General features: G+C 53.7%; 17 protein-coding genes. 14 read left to right on the forward strand and 3 right to left on the reverse strand.

Annotated elements, in window-relative coordinates; all coding sequences use genetic code 11:
• The first annotated feature begins 206 nt into the window (after positions 1 to 206).
• The 4 genes from BN2684_RS05185 (at position 207) to BN2684_RS05200 (ending at position 3,993) form a co-directional block, all read left to right on the forward strand.
• The gene (locus BN2684_RS05185) at positions 207 to 854 is read left to right on the forward strand and encodes a PspA/IM30 family protein (protein ID WP_058301117.1); all 648 of its coding nucleotides are present in this window, start codon (positions 207 to 209) and stop codon (positions 852 to 854) included.
• 299 nt (positions 855 to 1,153) lie between these two features.
• The gene (locus BN2684_RS05190) at positions 1,154 to 2,188 is read left to right on the forward strand and encodes a TFIIB-type zinc ribbon-containing protein (protein WP_058301118.1); all 1,035 of its coding nucleotides are present in this window, start codon (positions 1,154 to 1,156) and stop codon (positions 2,186 to 2,188) included.
• A complete protein-coding gene (locus tag BN2684_RS05195) occupies positions 2,188 to 2,976 on the forward strand; it encodes a TPM domain-containing protein (RefSeq protein WP_058301119.1) in 789 nt (262 codons plus the stop codon). The genes BN2684_RS05190 and BN2684_RS05195 overlap by 1 nt, the downstream gene beginning before the upstream one ends.
• 48 nt (positions 2,977 to 3,024) lie before the next feature.
• Positions 3,025 to 3,993, forward strand: coding sequence for an SPFH domain-containing protein (locus BN2684_RS05200; protein ID WP_058301120.1), 969 nt, complete (start codon positions 3,025 to 3,027; stop codon positions 3,991 to 3,993).
• A gap of 268 nt (positions 3,994 to 4,261) precedes the next feature.
• On the opposite strand, the gene BN2684_RS05205 is transcribed toward BN2684_RS05200, so the two are convergent.
• Entirely contained in the window at positions 4,262 to 4,939 is a 678-nt protein-coding gene (locus BN2684_RS05205; RefSeq protein WP_058301121.1) for an NAD(P)H-dependent oxidoreductase, read from the reverse strand.
• Positions 4,940 to 5,076: 137 nt separating this feature from the next.
• Between BN2684_RS05205 and BN2684_RS05210 the strand changes: the two genes are divergently transcribed.
• From BN2684_RS05210 to BN2684_RS05220, 3 genes are all read left to right on the forward strand, one after another.
• Entirely contained in the window at positions 5,077 to 5,442 is a 366-nt protein-coding gene (locus BN2684_RS05210; protein ID WP_058301122.1) for a winged helix-turn-helix transcriptional regulator, read from the forward strand.
• 125 nt (positions 5,443 to 5,567) lie between these two features.
• The gene (locus tag BN2684_RS05215) at positions 5,568 to 6,161 is read left to right on the forward strand and encodes an RNA polymerase sigma factor (protein ID WP_058301123.1); all 594 of its coding nucleotides are present in this window, start codon (positions 5,568 to 5,570) and stop codon (positions 6,159 to 6,161) included.
• Positions 6,142 to 6,936 (forward strand): DUF4367 domain-containing protein, encoded by a 795-nt coding sequence (locus BN2684_RS05220; protein WP_058301124.1) that lies wholly within the window; start codon positions 6,142 to 6,144, stop codon positions 6,934 to 6,936. The genes BN2684_RS05215 and BN2684_RS05220 overlap by 20 nt, the downstream gene beginning before the upstream one ends.
• Positions 6,937 to 7,033: 97 nt before the next feature.
• Here BN2684_RS05220 and BN2684_RS05225 read toward each other — a convergent pair whose 3' ends face one another.
• Positions 7,034 to 7,507, reverse strand: coding sequence for a hypothetical protein (locus tag BN2684_RS05225; RefSeq protein ID WP_058301125.1), 474 nt, complete (start codon positions 7,505 to 7,507; stop codon positions 7,034 to 7,036).
• Positions 7,508 to 7,780: 273 nt separating this feature from the next.
• Here BN2684_RS05225 and BN2684_RS05230 point away from each other — a divergent pair, with 273 nt between their 5' ends.
• From BN2684_RS05230 to BN2684_RS05240, 3 genes are all read left to right on the forward strand, one after another.
• On the forward strand, positions 7,781 to 8,119 hold the full coding sequence (locus BN2684_RS05230; protein WP_058301126.1) for a winged helix-turn-helix transcriptional regulator: 339 nt from the start codon (positions 7,781 to 7,783) through the stop codon (positions 8,117 to 8,119).
• Between the two features lie 200 nt (positions 8,120 to 8,319).
• Positions 8,320 to 9,033: an SDR family oxidoreductase gene (locus BN2684_RS05235; RefSeq protein WP_058301127.1), complete on the forward strand. Its 714-nt coding sequence runs from the start codon at positions 8,320 to 8,322 to the stop codon at positions 9,031 to 9,033.
• A 183-nt stretch (positions 9,034 to 9,216) separates the two neighbouring features.
• The gene (locus tag BN2684_RS05240) at positions 9,217 to 10,680 is read left to right on the forward strand and encodes a sensor histidine kinase (RefSeq protein WP_058301128.1); all 1,464 of its coding nucleotides are present in this window, start codon (positions 9,217 to 9,219) and stop codon (positions 10,678 to 10,680) included.
• Here the strand turns inward: BN2684_RS05240 and BN2684_RS05245 are convergent.
• Positions 10,667 to 11,254, reverse strand: a complete 588-nt coding sequence (locus BN2684_RS05245) for a response regulator transcription factor (protein ID WP_058301129.1) — start codon at positions 11,252 to 11,254, stop codon at positions 10,667 to 10,669. The two genes, BN2684_RS05240 and BN2684_RS05245, sit on opposite strands and share 14 nt — an antisense overlap.
• A gap of 277 nt (positions 11,255 to 11,531) precedes the next feature.
• Between BN2684_RS05245 and BN2684_RS05250 the strand changes: the two genes are divergently transcribed.
• The 4 genes from BN2684_RS05250 (at position 11,532) to BN2684_RS05265 (ending at position 13,980) form a co-directional block, all read left to right on the forward strand.
• Entirely contained in the window at positions 11,532 to 11,999 is a 468-nt protein-coding gene (locus BN2684_RS05250) for a hypothetical protein (RefSeq protein WP_148449893.1), read from the forward strand.
• 19 nt (positions 12,000 to 12,018) lie between these two features.
• Positions 12,019 to 13,059 carry a phage tail sheath subtilisin-like domain-containing protein gene (locus tag BN2684_RS05255; protein ID WP_058301131.1) on the forward strand — a complete coding sequence of 347 codons (1,041 nt, stop codon included), beginning with the start codon at positions 12,019 to 12,021 and terminating at the stop codon, positions 13,057 to 13,059.
• A gap of 27 nt (positions 13,060 to 13,086) precedes the next feature.
• Positions 13,087 to 13,521 (forward strand): phage tail tube protein, encoded by a 435-nt coding sequence (locus tag BN2684_RS05260; RefSeq protein WP_058301132.1) that lies wholly within the window; start codon positions 13,087 to 13,089, stop codon positions 13,519 to 13,521.
• A gap of 66 nt (positions 13,522 to 13,587) precedes the next feature.
• Entirely contained in the window at positions 13,588 to 13,980 is a 393-nt protein-coding gene (locus BN2684_RS05265; RefSeq protein ID WP_058301133.1) for a phage tail assembly chaperone, read from the forward strand.
• Positions 13,981 to 13,997: the final 17 nt, after the last annotated feature.

Raw genomic sequence — 13,997 nt, forward strand, 5'->3', positions numbered from 1 at the left:
GTCTCAAATGGGAGCGTAAGCAAGGGGAAAGACTCATTTCATCCACGATATCCTGTTCCTGTGAACTTGCCAACGTCAGGAATTTCACGTTAGTCAATTTCTAATCGGTGCCGATTGACCGCGATTTTCACGAATAATGAATCTTTTTGGCCTGTTTTCAAGTATTATAAAAGGAACAGGCGATCATCTGGAAAGGGGTGCCCGACATGGGAATTCTGGCGAGATTCAAGGCGATCATGGCGAGCAACGTAAACGCAGCATTGGACAAGGTGAACGATCCGGAGAAGGAGATCGCGGCTTATCTGCGCTCGCTGACTGGCGACCTCGGGCAGGTGAAGGCGGAGACAGCCTCGGTGTTGGCCGATGAACAGCGGGCCAGGAGAGTGCTGGATGAATGCCGGGCGGAGACGGCAAAGCTGCAGAGATATGCGGACAAGTCCGCGGCTGAAGGACGGGCGGAAGAAGCCCGCCGCTTCCTCGAACGCAAGGAAACGGCGGAGGCCAAAGAACGCGAGCTTCAGGCGGCTTATGATCAGGCGGCGGAGAACGCCGCGAATATGAAGCAACTGCACGACAAGCTCTCGACCGATATTGGCTCTCTTACGGAACGGCTCGAGAAGCTGAAGGGGAAGGCGGCAGCCGCCAAAGTCCAGCGGGAGCGGAATGCGATAGGCTCGCCGATGGGGAACGCAGACTCCCGTCTCAAGGAGCTAGAGGATAAGGTGAACTTCGAGTACGACGAAGCGATGGCGATTGCGGAGCTTCGCGCGGGCCGGAAGGACGACCTGGACGAGGAGCTCGAACGGTTGGACCGTGAATCGTCGACGGACAGGGAAGCGCGCAAGAACGAATAGGCGGCCGACCTTACTCGTATGAATACGATGGGATGTTGATTTAGACAGTGTTTGCAAACCTGGTATTCGGTTGATTCGGCCAAGTCGTCTCGCCTGTTTGGAGCCAGGGAGGCTCTGCTAGGCGATTTCTCAACGCGCTATTCAACGGTACAATGGGTTTTCGAACACGCTCGAGTACGCTGTCAACTTTAATCGTGTGGATACGAAGTGGCGTCAATCGATATGGGAAGTGGTGCGGAAACCATCGTTTTTGAGTTGACAGCGTACTAGAAGGAAATTGGGTGCAGCGAGGTGGGGAAATGCGGGTCATTGAGTTCAAATGCCCGAACTGTGGGAGCGGAATGATCTTTGACAGCAAGTCGGGTACTCTGGCCTGTCCGGGCTGCGGCCGGACGGACCAAATCGAGACGCTGCCGGAGCCGCTCGAGGAAAGGGCTGCGGCAGCGACGGAGAGGGAGTCGGACTACCATTGCACGAGCTGTGGCGGCGTCATTGAAGCAGATGAAGTGACGACGGCCACGGTATGCAGCTTTTGCGGTGCGGCGGTGGTGCTTGGAGACCGATTGCGCGGTTCATTGAAGCCTGCGCTCGTCATTCCTTTTCGGATCGGCAAGGAAGAAGCAGTGGCAGCCTTTAAGAAATGGTGCCGGAATGGGCGACTGACTCCCGCCGGGTTTATGACGGCGGACCGGATCAAGTCGATCTCGGGCGTTTATGTGCCGTTTTGGTTGTACGATCTGGACAACCGGATCGAGGTGCAAGCTCATGCGACCAAGGTAAGAACCTATACGAGAGGCGATTATCAGATTACGGAGACCGAGCATTACGAGGTCTATCGGAAGATTCGTCTTGATTACGAACGCGTTCCGATCGACGCCGCGGAGAAGATGAGCGACAAGCTGATGGATCGGCTGGAGCCGTACCCCTATGAGCAATTGAAGGACTTTCGCTCGCCGTATCTTGCCGGCTTCCATGCCGATAAATACAGCTATACCGACGAGGAGCTCGTTCCCCGCGTGAAGGAGAAGATCGAGCCGTATATCGATTCCTACATTCAGTCCACGGTTGGAGGCTACACATCGGTTCAGTTCACCTCCAAGCAGGTCAACACCGCCGTCCAGCATGCCCATTATGCGCTGCTTCCCGTGTGGGTCGTTCAGTACGATTATGACAAGCTGGAGCATACCTTTGCGATGAACGGGCAGACGGGCAAGGTGGTGGGCAAGCCTCCGATCAGCGCCATGAAGGTGGCCGCCTGGTTTGGAAGCATCGCCGGAGTTTCGTTCCTTCTCCTCAAGACGGTATCCTGGATGATGGGAGGGGGATTCTGGTGATGAGACGACGGCACCTGATTCTTGCGCTCTTGTTCCCGCTCCTTGTTATGCTCGTTCTCCCCTTCGGTGCGGCCGCTGCGGCGGAGCAGAAGAAGATGATCTACGACGAAGCGGGGTTGCTCAGCACAGAGGAACAGCAAGAGCTGAATGACTTGGCTAACAAGCTTGGAGCGAAGCGCGATACCGACATTCTGATCATCACGTCCGAGAATGCGACGAATCTCGATGTGATCAAGCTCACCGAGGATTTCTATGACGAGAACGCCCCGGGCTATGACAAGCCGCACGGCAATGCGGTCATGCTGGTCATGGACATGCGGAATCGGAAGGTCTATGTAGCGGGCTTCGGCAAAGCTGAAACCTATGTGGATGACGGGAGAGCGGACCGCATTCGCGAGAAGATCACTCCGCAGTTATCGAGCGGAGATTATGCACAGGCTTTTGAGAAATATATCGAAGCCTCCTACAACTATCTGGGTATACGTCCGGGAGTAAATCCGGATAACCCGCTATTCTCGATTTGGGTCCAGCTGGGGGGAGCCGTCATCATCGGCGGCATCGTCGTGGGCATTATGGCTTACCGATCCGGCGGGCGGATCACCGTCAATGGAAGAACCTATGAGAATTCGGGCGAATCGGGCATTCTGGAGCGACACGATCAATACATCCGCACAACCGTGACCAAGCGCAAAATCGAGAAAAACAACGGCGGAGGCTCGGGCGGTGGAGGCGGAGGCGGAGTTTCCGCCGGAGGCCATTCGCACAGCGGCAGCAAGGGATCGTTTTAAGGCTTCCAAGGCAAGAAAATCATGAAACAAGAAAGGAAGGGATTTAAGATGGTGTTCTTCAAAAACCAGTTTTCCAATGTAGTGGAATGGGAGGAATTCCGGGAGGACATGATCTTCTGGAAGTGGAGCAATCGCGAGATCAAGAAGGGCAGCAAGCTGATCATCCGTCCGGGGCAGGATGCCATCTTCGTGAACAACGGCAAAGTGGAAGGGATCTTTCAGGATGATGGGGACTACAACATCGAGTCAGAGATCATCCCTTTTCTGTCCACGCTAAAGGGGTTCAAATTCGGCTTCAATAGCGGCATGCGGGTTGAGGTCCTGTTCGTGAATACAAAGGAATTCACCGTCCGCTGGGGGACCCAAAGCCCGATTCTCATTCCCTCTCCGCAGCTTCCGGGGGGCATGCCCATCCGGGCCAACGGGACCTTCACGTTCAAGGTGAACGACTACGTCACGCTCATCGACAAGATCGCCGGAGTGAAGGAGAGCTATCTGGTCGAGGATGTCAAAATCCGCATCACCTCCGTGCTCGATCAACTGCTCATGAAGTGGATCAGCCGCGAAGGCAAGGACATGTTCAACCTGCAGGCGAACGCCCATGACATTGCGCGGGGCATTCAGGAGGACCTGGATATGCAGGTGATGGATAACGGCATGACGATCACGGGCTTCCAGGTGATGAGCTTCAACTATCCGCAGGAAATTCAGGATATGATCACGAAGACCGCGTCCCACGAGATGATCGGCAATCTGCAAAAGTACCAGCAGGTATCCATGACCGACGGCATCGCTTCCGGCAACGTGAAGGGCGGTGGAGCTGCTGCAGACATGGCTGGGATGATGATGGGCATGAACATCGCCAAGGAAATGTTGAACAACATGAACACGCCGGGGAATGCACAAGCGCAAGCTCCGAATGCAGGCGCAAAGAAAGCGAACTTCTGTCCAAACTGCGGCACGAAGAACGAAGGCGCCAATTTCTGCTCGAACTGCGGACAGAAGCTGAACGCCTAACTGGAAAGATCGACGAGTGCGTGGTTATCCCTAAAGCATGCGGATAGCAGCCTGTCTCGATTGCCAGGGATAGGGGGCTGAAACCACGGTTGTTGAGTTCACAATGTACGAAGCATGAGAGGCTGTCCTAGAATCAATTTTGGTTTTGATTCCCCCGCATTGTATAGGATTTTGGCTGCAAAAAACGACCTCATCCTCCACTTCACCGTGGATGCTGAGGTCGTTTTTGGAATTGGATCATGGGAGTTATCCTTCGAGACGTGCTCGCTTATTTCAAGTATTGGACGACCTCTTGAAGGGATTGCCGCGTCTTCGGATAAGGTTCAACAGCCCGGTACCCGAAGCCGGCCATCACGGAGACTCCAAAATGCTCGGGATCGAGAATACCTTCGTTTACCAGGATCTCTTCAACGGCGGCCTTGTTGAAGCCTTCGATCGGGCACGAGTCGATGCCGAGCAGCGCTGCGGCCGTCAGCATGTTGCCGAGGGCGATGTAGGTCTGCTTGCTGGCCCAGTCGAACAGCGCCCGGTCGCTTTCCAGGAGGTCAAAATCCTTTTTCTGAAAGGCTTCGAAGGACGCCCGTTTCTGCTCGGCATATTCGGTGGGAATGCCTTGAACCTCCGTCATGATCCGGGTGATGTAATCCGAGCTGTACAGCGTATCGGCTTTTTTACGCGCGAGCACAATGACGAACCGGTTGGCCCCCTTCAAGCTGTTCTGAGCTCCCCAGGCAACGGGCCAGAGCTTTTCCTTCAGCTCCTGGCTTTCGAGGACAAGGAACTTCCAAGGCTCGAAGCCGTAAGAGCTCGGAGACAGCCGGCCGGCTTCAAGGATCACGGCAAAATCTTCATCGGAAACAGTCTTCGAGGAATCGAATTGCTTCGTGGCATGGCGGAACTGAAAGGCATCGAGAATCTGCTTGCGGGTATCGGTCGTAACGGTCATATCGGACAACCTGCTTTCTTGTGGATTTGAACTCAGTATAACCTGATAGGATCAACTATTGAAGTACGCACATTAATGGTACATAATATACTTATCATTACTTAGGTATCTTTTTTATCCTTAGGGGAGTGAAGAGAATGAGCGAGCAAGCCATGAGTCCCGATTGCCCCCATGCCCGTTGTCCGGTGGAAACTACGCTGAACATCATGAGCGGCAAGTGGAAGGGGATCATCCTCTACCGATTGCTTGGCGGGAAGAAGCGGTTCAATGAGCTGAAGCGGTTGATGGACAATGTCACCCACCGCACGTTGACTTTGCAGCTTCGGGAGCTTGAACAAGACGGTGTTGTAAAACGCACGGTATACGCGGAGGTTCCGCCCCGTGTGGAATACGAATTGACGGAGCTGGGCTACTCGATGAAACCCATCATCCAGTCCATGTTTGACTGGGGCTTGGATTACCAAAAAAACTCTGTCGGCGAACCGCCCTCAATAACGATATGAGTAGCATGAACCATGACAAATCTCCTCATCCGGGAGGTTTGTTTTTTTGTTATAATGCATAGAGTGAACTTGGATATATCTGTATCTCAAGTGGTTTCTTTCCCAGGGGGAGGCTTCATAAGCAGATGGAAAGCAAGCTGCGGCTCTTGGTCCATACGAAATTCGATATGGTAAGCCCCGTCTACCAAAAGGAAATCTATCAGGAATTTTACCGGACCTTTTACCGGACGGTTCTTTATATGGTGAATGATCATGCGTTGACGGAGGATATCCTGCAGGATTCCTTCTTAAAGGTCGTTCAGCATCTTCCTTCCATTGACGACGAGAGCCGACTGTGGGCATGGGTCCGCGTGGTTGTGAAGAATATGACGTATAATTATTTGCGAAAAGCCAAAATCAGACGCAACGAAGTCGATGCGGAAAGTGTTTATATTAGCGACAGCGCTGCTCACGCGACGGAGATCCGATCGACCGAGCAGCAGATTGAGCTGAAGGCGCTGGCGGAGGCCGTCGAGGAATGCCTGACGAGACTGAAGCCGGAGTATCGGGTGCTCATCGAATTGCGCTGGAAAAGGGAACTGAGCTACAAGGAGATCGCCGCAGAGCTCGAGATCACCGAAGAAGTCGTCAAATACAAGCTGTACCGAGCCAGAGAAGCGGTAAAGAAGCGGTTGAAACCCGAATGGGGGGAGGAGAACGATGAACGAAGATCCATTTGACAAGCAGTTTGATGCGGCATTCGAGGAAGCCGTGCAAAATCGCGAATGGCTTCCGGATCCGGACGAGTCCTGGAGGAAGGTCGAGGCTCGGCTTAGCCGCAAGCGGAAGAGGCGGAATCGGTTGAGGAGGCTCCCTTATGCGGCGGCTTCCTTTCTTCTCGGCGCTGTCATCTTTGGGACTCCCGCTGCTACCAAAGCGTTCACTCCCTTGTATCAATCGATAAAGAATATCCAAGAGGGGGCTGTTCATGTTGTGTTCGGAACGAAGGTGGAACAGGAGGGGATCCCGCTGACATCGCCCCCGCCTTCGGGAAATCCGGTCGCCTCCGTCGTTCCCGGAGAGGATGTCGATTCCGGCGAGACGGTTCAAAAGGAATATCCATCTTGGGCAGAGGCTTCCGCTTCCTTTCCATACCCGCTCCCCCTGATGCCGCAAGTGCCCGAAGGGTTTCAACTCGACCGGGTTATGGTCATCTTTCCCCATGGGGATACCGGAAAAGGAGGAACTACCGCTGTATTCTTCTATTCAGGGCCGAGCAGCAAGATCGTCACGGTTACCTTCCGGAAGTTGGAGGAAGGGGAGAAGCTGTCCTCCGACTACAGAGAGGCCGATGGAACCTTCCAATCGACGCAGATTAAAGGGAATGAAGCCTATTTGTTTTGGACCAAGGATGGCTCAAGCAGCTTGGAGATGCTCGCGGGTGGGTTGTATGTGTCCTTCGTTGGCAATGTGGAAAAGGAGACGATCCTGCGCATGGCGGGATCGACAGAGTGAGGAGTAGGCCTAGACAGATACAACGAAGCGTACAGCTTTCCCGCTTAGGAAGGCCGTACGCTTTTTTGCTGCTTGTGATCGGAGAGTTGAGGGTGCACTAAGAAACGAGTATGGAGTCCGTGTATTCCATCGCCAGCTCCGTCACTCCCGATTTGATCACATAATGGGTCACGCAAGCGCGATAATAATAGCCCGCACGCGCCGCTTTTGTCGCTGTCTTTTGAAAGTAGCTCGCGTTTGTGCTGGACAGATCGATCTGCGAATTGACATTCACCCAGGAGGCGCCGGACCATTCTTGAAACTGGATTTTCGCTCCGATGACTGCCACCGTCGACTTAGCCTGAGTCACCGGCGTGATATCGATGGTCTGATTCTTATTATCTTTGATGGTCCGTGAAGAGGATAGAAGATACGTATACCCACTGTAGGAAGAGTAGAGTTGGAACGACGGCGGGGGCGGGGATGTTTTGGCTTGGCCTGCCGCAAGAGCTGCAGGGGACGCTCCTATCCAACCGATCACAACCAAGCTTGCCATAAGCAATACCATGAATCCTTGTCTGACCTTCCTCATCAAGACCACTCCCAGATAATAGTAGGTGCACCTATATAACGGTTGATGTCAAAAGGAAGTTTCAAGAATCGAGTTAGTACGCCGATTCCTATCCACACGATTAGGGCTGACAGCGTACTGGCGCGTGTCCTCAAACCCGACTCCTAGCCAATAATTTGACGATGGAAGGGGTCAGGGGCGGCGGAAGCTGCGCTATTTTCCATTTCCCTGCTCCTTAGAATCCGTTTGTGATAAGATGGGAGCAATGAGCCTATTTTTCGGGAGGAAGCTGCCGTGAATGATGCGGAACCGATCGAACTGACCAAGGGTACCCCGGGCGAGCCTTGTCCCATTGCCAAAACGCTCGACGTGATCGGAACAAAGTGGACCTTTTTGATTATTCGCGACCTGCTGATGGAAGGGACGATGCGCTTCAGCGACTTGTTGAAGTCGATGGAGGGGATCAGCCCGAAGACCTTGTCGCTTCGGTTAAAGGAGCTGGAGAATCATGAGATCGTGGAGAGGACGGTTTATCCGGAAGTTCCTCCGCGCGTGGAATATACGTTAACGGACAAGGGGAAACGCTTGAAGGGGATTTTCATCGAACTAAAACGATTTGGCCTTGACTTGTAACCGCAGAATGAGAAGAAGACCGTACTCGCCCGATGGGGTGGAGTCGGTTTTTTTTGTGCGTATTGATGAAGAATGGCGCAATAGTTACTTTTCGGTAATTATATGAATTAAATATCACTACTTCCAATAAGGAATTCATGGAGGTACACTTGCTTTGAAAAGTTCGTATACAACAAAACAATCCGTTGGGAGGAATCCACATGCTGCAAGGTCAACGAATCGTGATCATCGGAGGAAGCTCCGGAATCGGTCTGGAAACGGCCAGAGGGGCGTTAGCACAAGGGGCGGAAATAGTGATCGCGAGCCGCTCGGAAGACAAATTGCGCAAGGCGAAAGAGAAACTGGGTGCGAAAGTCGAAACTTACCAGCTGGATACAACTCAGGAGCAGCAGGTGAAGTCCTTTTTCGATACCATCGGTTCCTTCGATCATCTGGTGGTAACTGCGGCGGCAACATCGGGGGGAGGGTTTCTTGAGACGGATACAGCGAAGGTCCGTGAGCTGTTCGAGAACAAGTTTTGGGGCCAATACTACGCAGCCAAATATGGCGCGCCGAAGCTCTCTCCAAACGGGTCCATCACGCTGTTTGCCGGCGTTGTCGCCTACAAAGCGATGGTCGGTTCCTCCGCGCTCGGAGCAGTCAATGCGGCCGTAGCGAGCCTCGGCCAAACCTTGGCGCTGGAGCTAGCTCCCCTTCGGGTGAACGTCGTTTCGCCCGGAATCATCGATACGCCTTCTCGCATCGGGATGCCGGAGGAAGCGCGCCGAAGCTTCTACGAAGGCGTCGCAAGCAAGCTTCCCGTGAAACGGGTAGGCCGAGCGGAGGATGTGGCACACAGCGTGCTCTATCTGCTTCAGAACGGATTCGTCACCGGTACCGTTCTGCATGTGGAAGGCGGGCATCTTTTAACGTAATCGCGTCCGGGCTCAAATTGAAGAGTAATGATATTCCCGCTTCCGTCGTAAACATAACAGGGTGCCTAGCGCTGGCATCCTGTTATGTTTTTTTCTTTTTCCAGAGGACATAGGGCATTGACAAAAATAGGAAAATAGTAGAAAATTATGATTCGATCTCTATTGTCAAGGAGATAGGTCACAATGAAGTATTTGTACATCCTTATGTTTGTATCGTTATGGTCCTTGGGCTTGTTCGTCTTATTCCACCGAACGAGAACGACTCTATGGATTGGGTTGACGTTGTTCTTGGGCGGATTCGCCAGTTTCGCGTTCGCGATGCACTTGACCCTCATCCCCTTGATCGGAACGGATTGGATGCCGGTTCCCGTGAGCTTTTTGCTGTACGGACTCACTGTCATCGCCATGCACATTCACTTCTATCTTCTCCCTTACGTCTTCTCCATGGGCGGGTTATGGCTAAATGAGACGATCTCCGTACGGCGCAAGCAGCTGCTGTCCATCCTGCTTTTTTTGGGAACGGTCGCGCTTTTGGCCCAACATTTGATCTTGGAGCCCTGGAACTCCTTTCATGTGGCCCTTTTCCGCTGGTGGGACGGCTTGTATGTCGCGCTGGGCTGTTTTTTCTACGGCTTGGCCAATTTTCGTGAAAAGAATGAGCTTAGACGAACCAGCAGGAGGCAGGTCCTTCTCTTTCCGGTCATCATGGTCTGGGCCTATGCTTCCGATTATGTCGGCTTCGATTCCCTGAAGCTGGGCTGGTGGTCGTTCGACCTGCAGAGCAATGGGATGTGGCAGAGCAATTTCATCGCGATTCTGGGAGCGGTGTACGCCATCCTGTTCTTCATCGTCCGCTACGGATTTCTTGGGGTCAAGCTGCGCATCGAACGCGAACGCATTGATTATTCCATCCGGACGTTGACCATGGGCGTGGCGATCTTAAATCATTCGATCAAGAATGAGATTCAAAAAATCGACTACTTGGCGGAAAAAAGCATAACTCTGATTCATACCGGACAATCGGAGAAAGCGATTCATTCGCTGGAGAAGGTGCACGGGCTAACCGCTCATCTGCATCATATGGTGAACCGGATTAAAGAGAAGGCGGAGGATGTCGTTCTGGATGAGAGCGAGAACGAGGTCCGCGAGATCATCGATCCCGTCATTGCTTCGTCTCGAACGCTTATGGAGGAGGGGCCACTATCGATTTTCGTCCGCTATGAGGCGGAAGGGGTGTTGAAATGCGATCCGGTGCATATCAGGGAAACCCTGTCGAATCTAATCCGCAACGCCATGGATGCTCTTCCGCACGGTGGCGGGACCATCGAGCTTCTGACGACGGCGACCCGAAGAGAATTCCGAGTGGAGGTCAAAGATAACGGGGAAGGCATTCCCCCTGAACACTTGGCCAAAATCGTCGAGCCTTTCTTCACCACGAAGAAGAACACACTCAATTATGGATTGGGGCTTTCCTACTGCAACAGTGTCATGTCCAAGCACGGGGGCAGACTGGCCGTCGCCGAGAGCGTGCCTGGCAAAGGAACGACGATGGTCCTGCACTTCCCTGTAAAAAGATTCAAAGCCCGCGTGCCCAGCTTGACGTTTTCCCGCGAGAGCAAACGGCTCGATCCGCTCAATCCGTCTTGAAATGGGTCAGCTTGTTCTTGATGCTTCGCAGCTGGCTCTTGATCGTATTCGTCGATTTGTGCAGCCGTTCGGAGATTTCTCGTTTGCTTAGTCCGTTCCGGCGCAGATCATACACTTCCCGCTCCATGGGCGACAGCTCCATCAGCTGGACTTCGCTCCGCATGATCCGGGCGGCATCGGCATGAATGGCCGCCCGGTTGTCGTATGCTTCACGAATGGCGTGCACAATGTCCCGGTAGCTGGACTTGTTGATATAATTCACGGCGCCGAGTCGGAAGGATTTCATCACGACCTCGCTTTCCGTAAGAGAGGTTAGCATGATGACCTTCGGAGGCTTTGGCAAGGGCATGCGAAGGAGCTGCTCCGCGGCCTCCAGGCCGTCCAATTGATTCTCGGTGAGGTTGATATCCATCAACACGATGTCGATCTCGGACGCTGACGCCGCTTCGACCGCAGCTTCTTTGGTGGCGACAGCCGTGATCACCTCAATATCGGGCTCGCTCGCCAGATCGGCACTGATATGCTCTCGCCAGAAGGGATCGTCCTCCACAAGCATAATTCGGATACGCGCCATGTATGTACACCTGCCTCACCCAGCGATATCAAGAACCTTACAAGTAATCCGAGTATAACAAAATTTACCGTTTCTCGAACAGGATGAATTCTTTTCACCCCCCTGGGTGAAGAAAGTTCATCCTGTTCGGCGTTCCTGTCGCAGGCCTATAATCCGAAATGCGGCAGCTCGAAAGGCGCAGCGAACAAACAAAGCCGCAGATTCATGAGGAAGAAGGGGATGGATTGGGGGAACAGCATAAGGCGGTTATGGGACCGGCGGGAAGGCGTGATGCGTCTTGTCGCTAGTCGAGGAAGTTCAACGAATCGCAGACTCCATACGCGAGATGTTCCCGGATGCGGTGATCCATCGCTTTCAGGAGCCAGAGCTTCCGGCTCGGAATGAATTTGTCGTACTTGTGAAGCAGGAGCTTCGCCGCATGGAGTCCCGAAGTCAAACCGCAGCGGAACGGCAGTATACGATCATTGCCTACGGAGGGAATGCGGAGCAGGCGATCACGGCCATGGAGTCATTTGGCCGGTACGTCATGAATGGAATGGGAGCAATTCCCACAGGTGCTACGGCTACGGCTGCGGCTGCGGCGAAGCCCCTGCAAATCGAGTCCTTCACGCTCGATGCGGTGGAGAAGCTGGAGAGCGGGCTTATGAAATGCAGCGGGACTGTGAAGACGCAGCTCCGCGAGGCCGTTGCAACCCCGGTGCATGTGAAAATGAAGCGCGTAGAACTGCGCGCCAATCCAAACTGAAAGGTGGCGTCATCAATCAATGGGTGGAACATGGGATCCGACAGCTTTACCGGCCCGACCGGGTCTGTATATCAATTTTGTGGAGGCAGCTGCAGCACAGATCAAGGGAGGAGCAAGGGGAACAGTGGCGTTGCCGCTCTTCCAATACGGAAGCGCAGAAGCGGGGAAATTCTTCACGATTGAGAAGGAATCGGAGGCCGCCAAGCTGTTCGGCCTGGACCGAGTCGGTCCGATTCGATTCGCTCTGCAAGGAGGAGCCAAGGAAGTGCTGGCTTATACCGTCTCGAGCGACGTAGAGGCGGAGTCCTTTGAAGAGATCCGGGAAGCGTTCGAGTCTCGCTCGTTTAACGTCTTTGTGTTCCCGGAAGAGATTTCCGCGGAGGAGCGCGCCAATACGAAAGCATGGGTTGTACGCAACCGTCAAGAGGGAAAGCATTTTCTGGCCGTCTTCGGCGGATCGAACGCCGATGATCAGGACCCGGCGATCGGCAATGAACGCACCACCCAACTGGCGGACGATTATATCGTCAACCTGATCACCGGCGCTCATGTGAACGGCAGCCCTTACAGCTCAGGTAAGTATGCGCCGTATATCGCAGGTCTCATCGCAGGCACGGGAATCAACAAATCCATTACGTATGCTCCGGTGCAGGCTACGGATGTTGGGAAGCGGTTGAAGAACAGCGAGATTGCGGCCGCTCTTCAGAAGGGCTCGCTGCTGCTCGTTCACGACGGAGAGAAAGTGAAGGTCGAGCAAGGGCTCGTCACGAGTAAGAAGAAAATTCGGGCGATCCGGGCGCGCCAAGCGATTTCGACCGACATTCCTAGAACGGCTGCGGAAGCTTACATAGGGAAGCTGGATAATAGTGCCGATGGGCAGGCAGCTTTGATCTCAGCGGTAAAAGCCTACCTGGAGCGGTTGGAGCTAAACCATGTGCTGACGGACATCGTCGTCACCTTGGATCCGGAGCGCAAGTCCGAAGGGGACAGCGTGTACTTGCTGATCGGCTTTACGGAGACCGACAGCATGGAGCGCATCTTCCTGACCGTTCGAGTGTAACTAGCCAACATATAAGGAGGGATCACGGTGCTGGATTCAACCCGTGTTATCAATGGAACTTATGGATACGTGTATCACGACGGAAAATGGTTGACCAATATCAAGTCGGCCGAAGCGAATGTGGAGATTACGAAGGAAGAAATCAGGCGTGCCGGTACCCGCTGGACAGCGCATAAAGTAACCGGGCTGAGCGGAACCGGAACCATCTCCGGTTATAAGGTCACTTCCGAATTCGTCGAGCTCATTGGCAAAATCGCGGATGATGGGCAGGGGACGTTCATCACCGAATTGATCCTGAAGCTGGAGGACCCCGAATCCTATGGCGCTTACCGAGTGCGGCTTAAGGGGGTAACCTTCGATAAGATTCCGCTCATGCATTTTGAAGTGGGCTCTATCGTCGAGGAAGAGCTTCCCTTCACCTTCACCGGGTATGAGCTGTTGGATAAACTGATCGAAGAATAATGCCGGTTTTCGGTCTTCCGTGGAAGTAGGCGCGAACGATTCAACTGATAAGGAGATGAACGAGAAGTGATCGACACGAGACAAAGCAGCGTGCTGCAGGCGCTCCTCAGCGTGGAGAGCAAGCCCAAGAAGGATGTACGGATGAAACGGCTGGGCGTTGATTTTCAGATCCAGGCTTTGGACGGCAAGACCATCCACCGCATCCAGGAGCAGTGCACCCATTATACCGGCAAGGGCCCGAAGCGGGAAAAACTGCTGGATGAAGAGCAATTTGGAGCCTTGGTCATCCAGAAGGCATGCCTCATTCCAGATTGGTCCTCGAAGGAGCTCATCGACAAACACGGCACGCCGACGGAAGCGATTCTCGGCTTGCTGCTTGCCGGGGAGATCGCCCGGTTGTCCGCCGAAATCCTCGAGATCAGCGGGTTCGACAGCGATGAAGACGAAATAAAAAACTGATCAAAGCGGGCGGCGAA

The sequence above is a fragment of the Gorillibacterium timonense genome (assembly GCF_001457415.1).
GTDB lineage: Bacteria > Bacillota > Bacilli > Paenibacillales > NBRC-103111 > Gorillibacterium > Gorillibacterium timonense.

Coding starts and splice junctions, on each gene's coding strand:
- BN2684_RS05205 (WP_058301121.1), bottom strand. CDS start 4,939: ATGACCGTTACGACCGATACCCGCAAGCAGATTCTCGATGCCTTTCAG.
- BN2684_RS05225 (WP_058301125.1), bottom strand. CDS start 7,507: ATGAGGAAGGTCAGACAAGGATTCATGGTATTGCTTATGGCAAGCTTG.
- BN2684_RS05200 (WP_058301120.1), top strand. CDS start 3,025: ATGGTGTTCTTCAAAAACCAGTTTTCCAATGTAGTGGAATGGGAGGAA.
- BN2684_RS05190 (WP_058301118.1), top strand. CDS start 1,154: ATGCGGGTCATTGAGTTCAAATGCCCGAACTGTGGGAGCGGAATGATC.
- BN2684_RS05245 (WP_058301129.1), bottom strand. CDS start 11,254: ATGGCGCGTATCCGAATTATGCTTGTGGAGGACGATCCCTTCTGGCGA.
- BN2684_RS05235 (WP_058301127.1), top strand. CDS start 8,320: ATGCTGCAAGGTCAACGAATCGTGATCATCGGAGGAAGCTCCGGAATC.
- BN2684_RS05240 (WP_058301128.1), top strand. CDS start 9,217: ATGAAGTATTTGTACATCCTTATGTTTGTATCGTTATGGTCCTTGGGC.
- BN2684_RS05185 (WP_058301117.1), top strand. CDS start 207: ATGGGAATTCTGGCGAGATTCAAGGCGATCATGGCGAGCAACGTAAAC.
- BN2684_RS05215 (WP_058301123.1), top strand. CDS start 5,568: ATGGAAAGCAAGCTGCGGCTCTTGGTCCATACGAAATTCGATATGGTA.
- BN2684_RS05255 (WP_058301131.1), top strand. CDS start 12,019: ATGGGTGGAACATGGGATCCGACAGCTTTACCGGCCCGACCGGGTCTG.
- BN2684_RS05195 (WP_058301119.1), top strand. CDS start 2,188: ATGAGACGACGGCACCTGATTCTTGCGCTCTTGTTCCCGCTCCTTGTT.
- BN2684_RS05210 (WP_058301122.1), top strand. CDS start 5,077: ATGAGCGAGCAAGCCATGAGTCCCGATTGCCCCCATGCCCGTTGTCCG.
- BN2684_RS05220 (WP_058301124.1), top strand. CDS start 6,142: ATGAACGAAGATCCATTTGACAAGCAGTTTGATGCGGCATTCGAGGAA.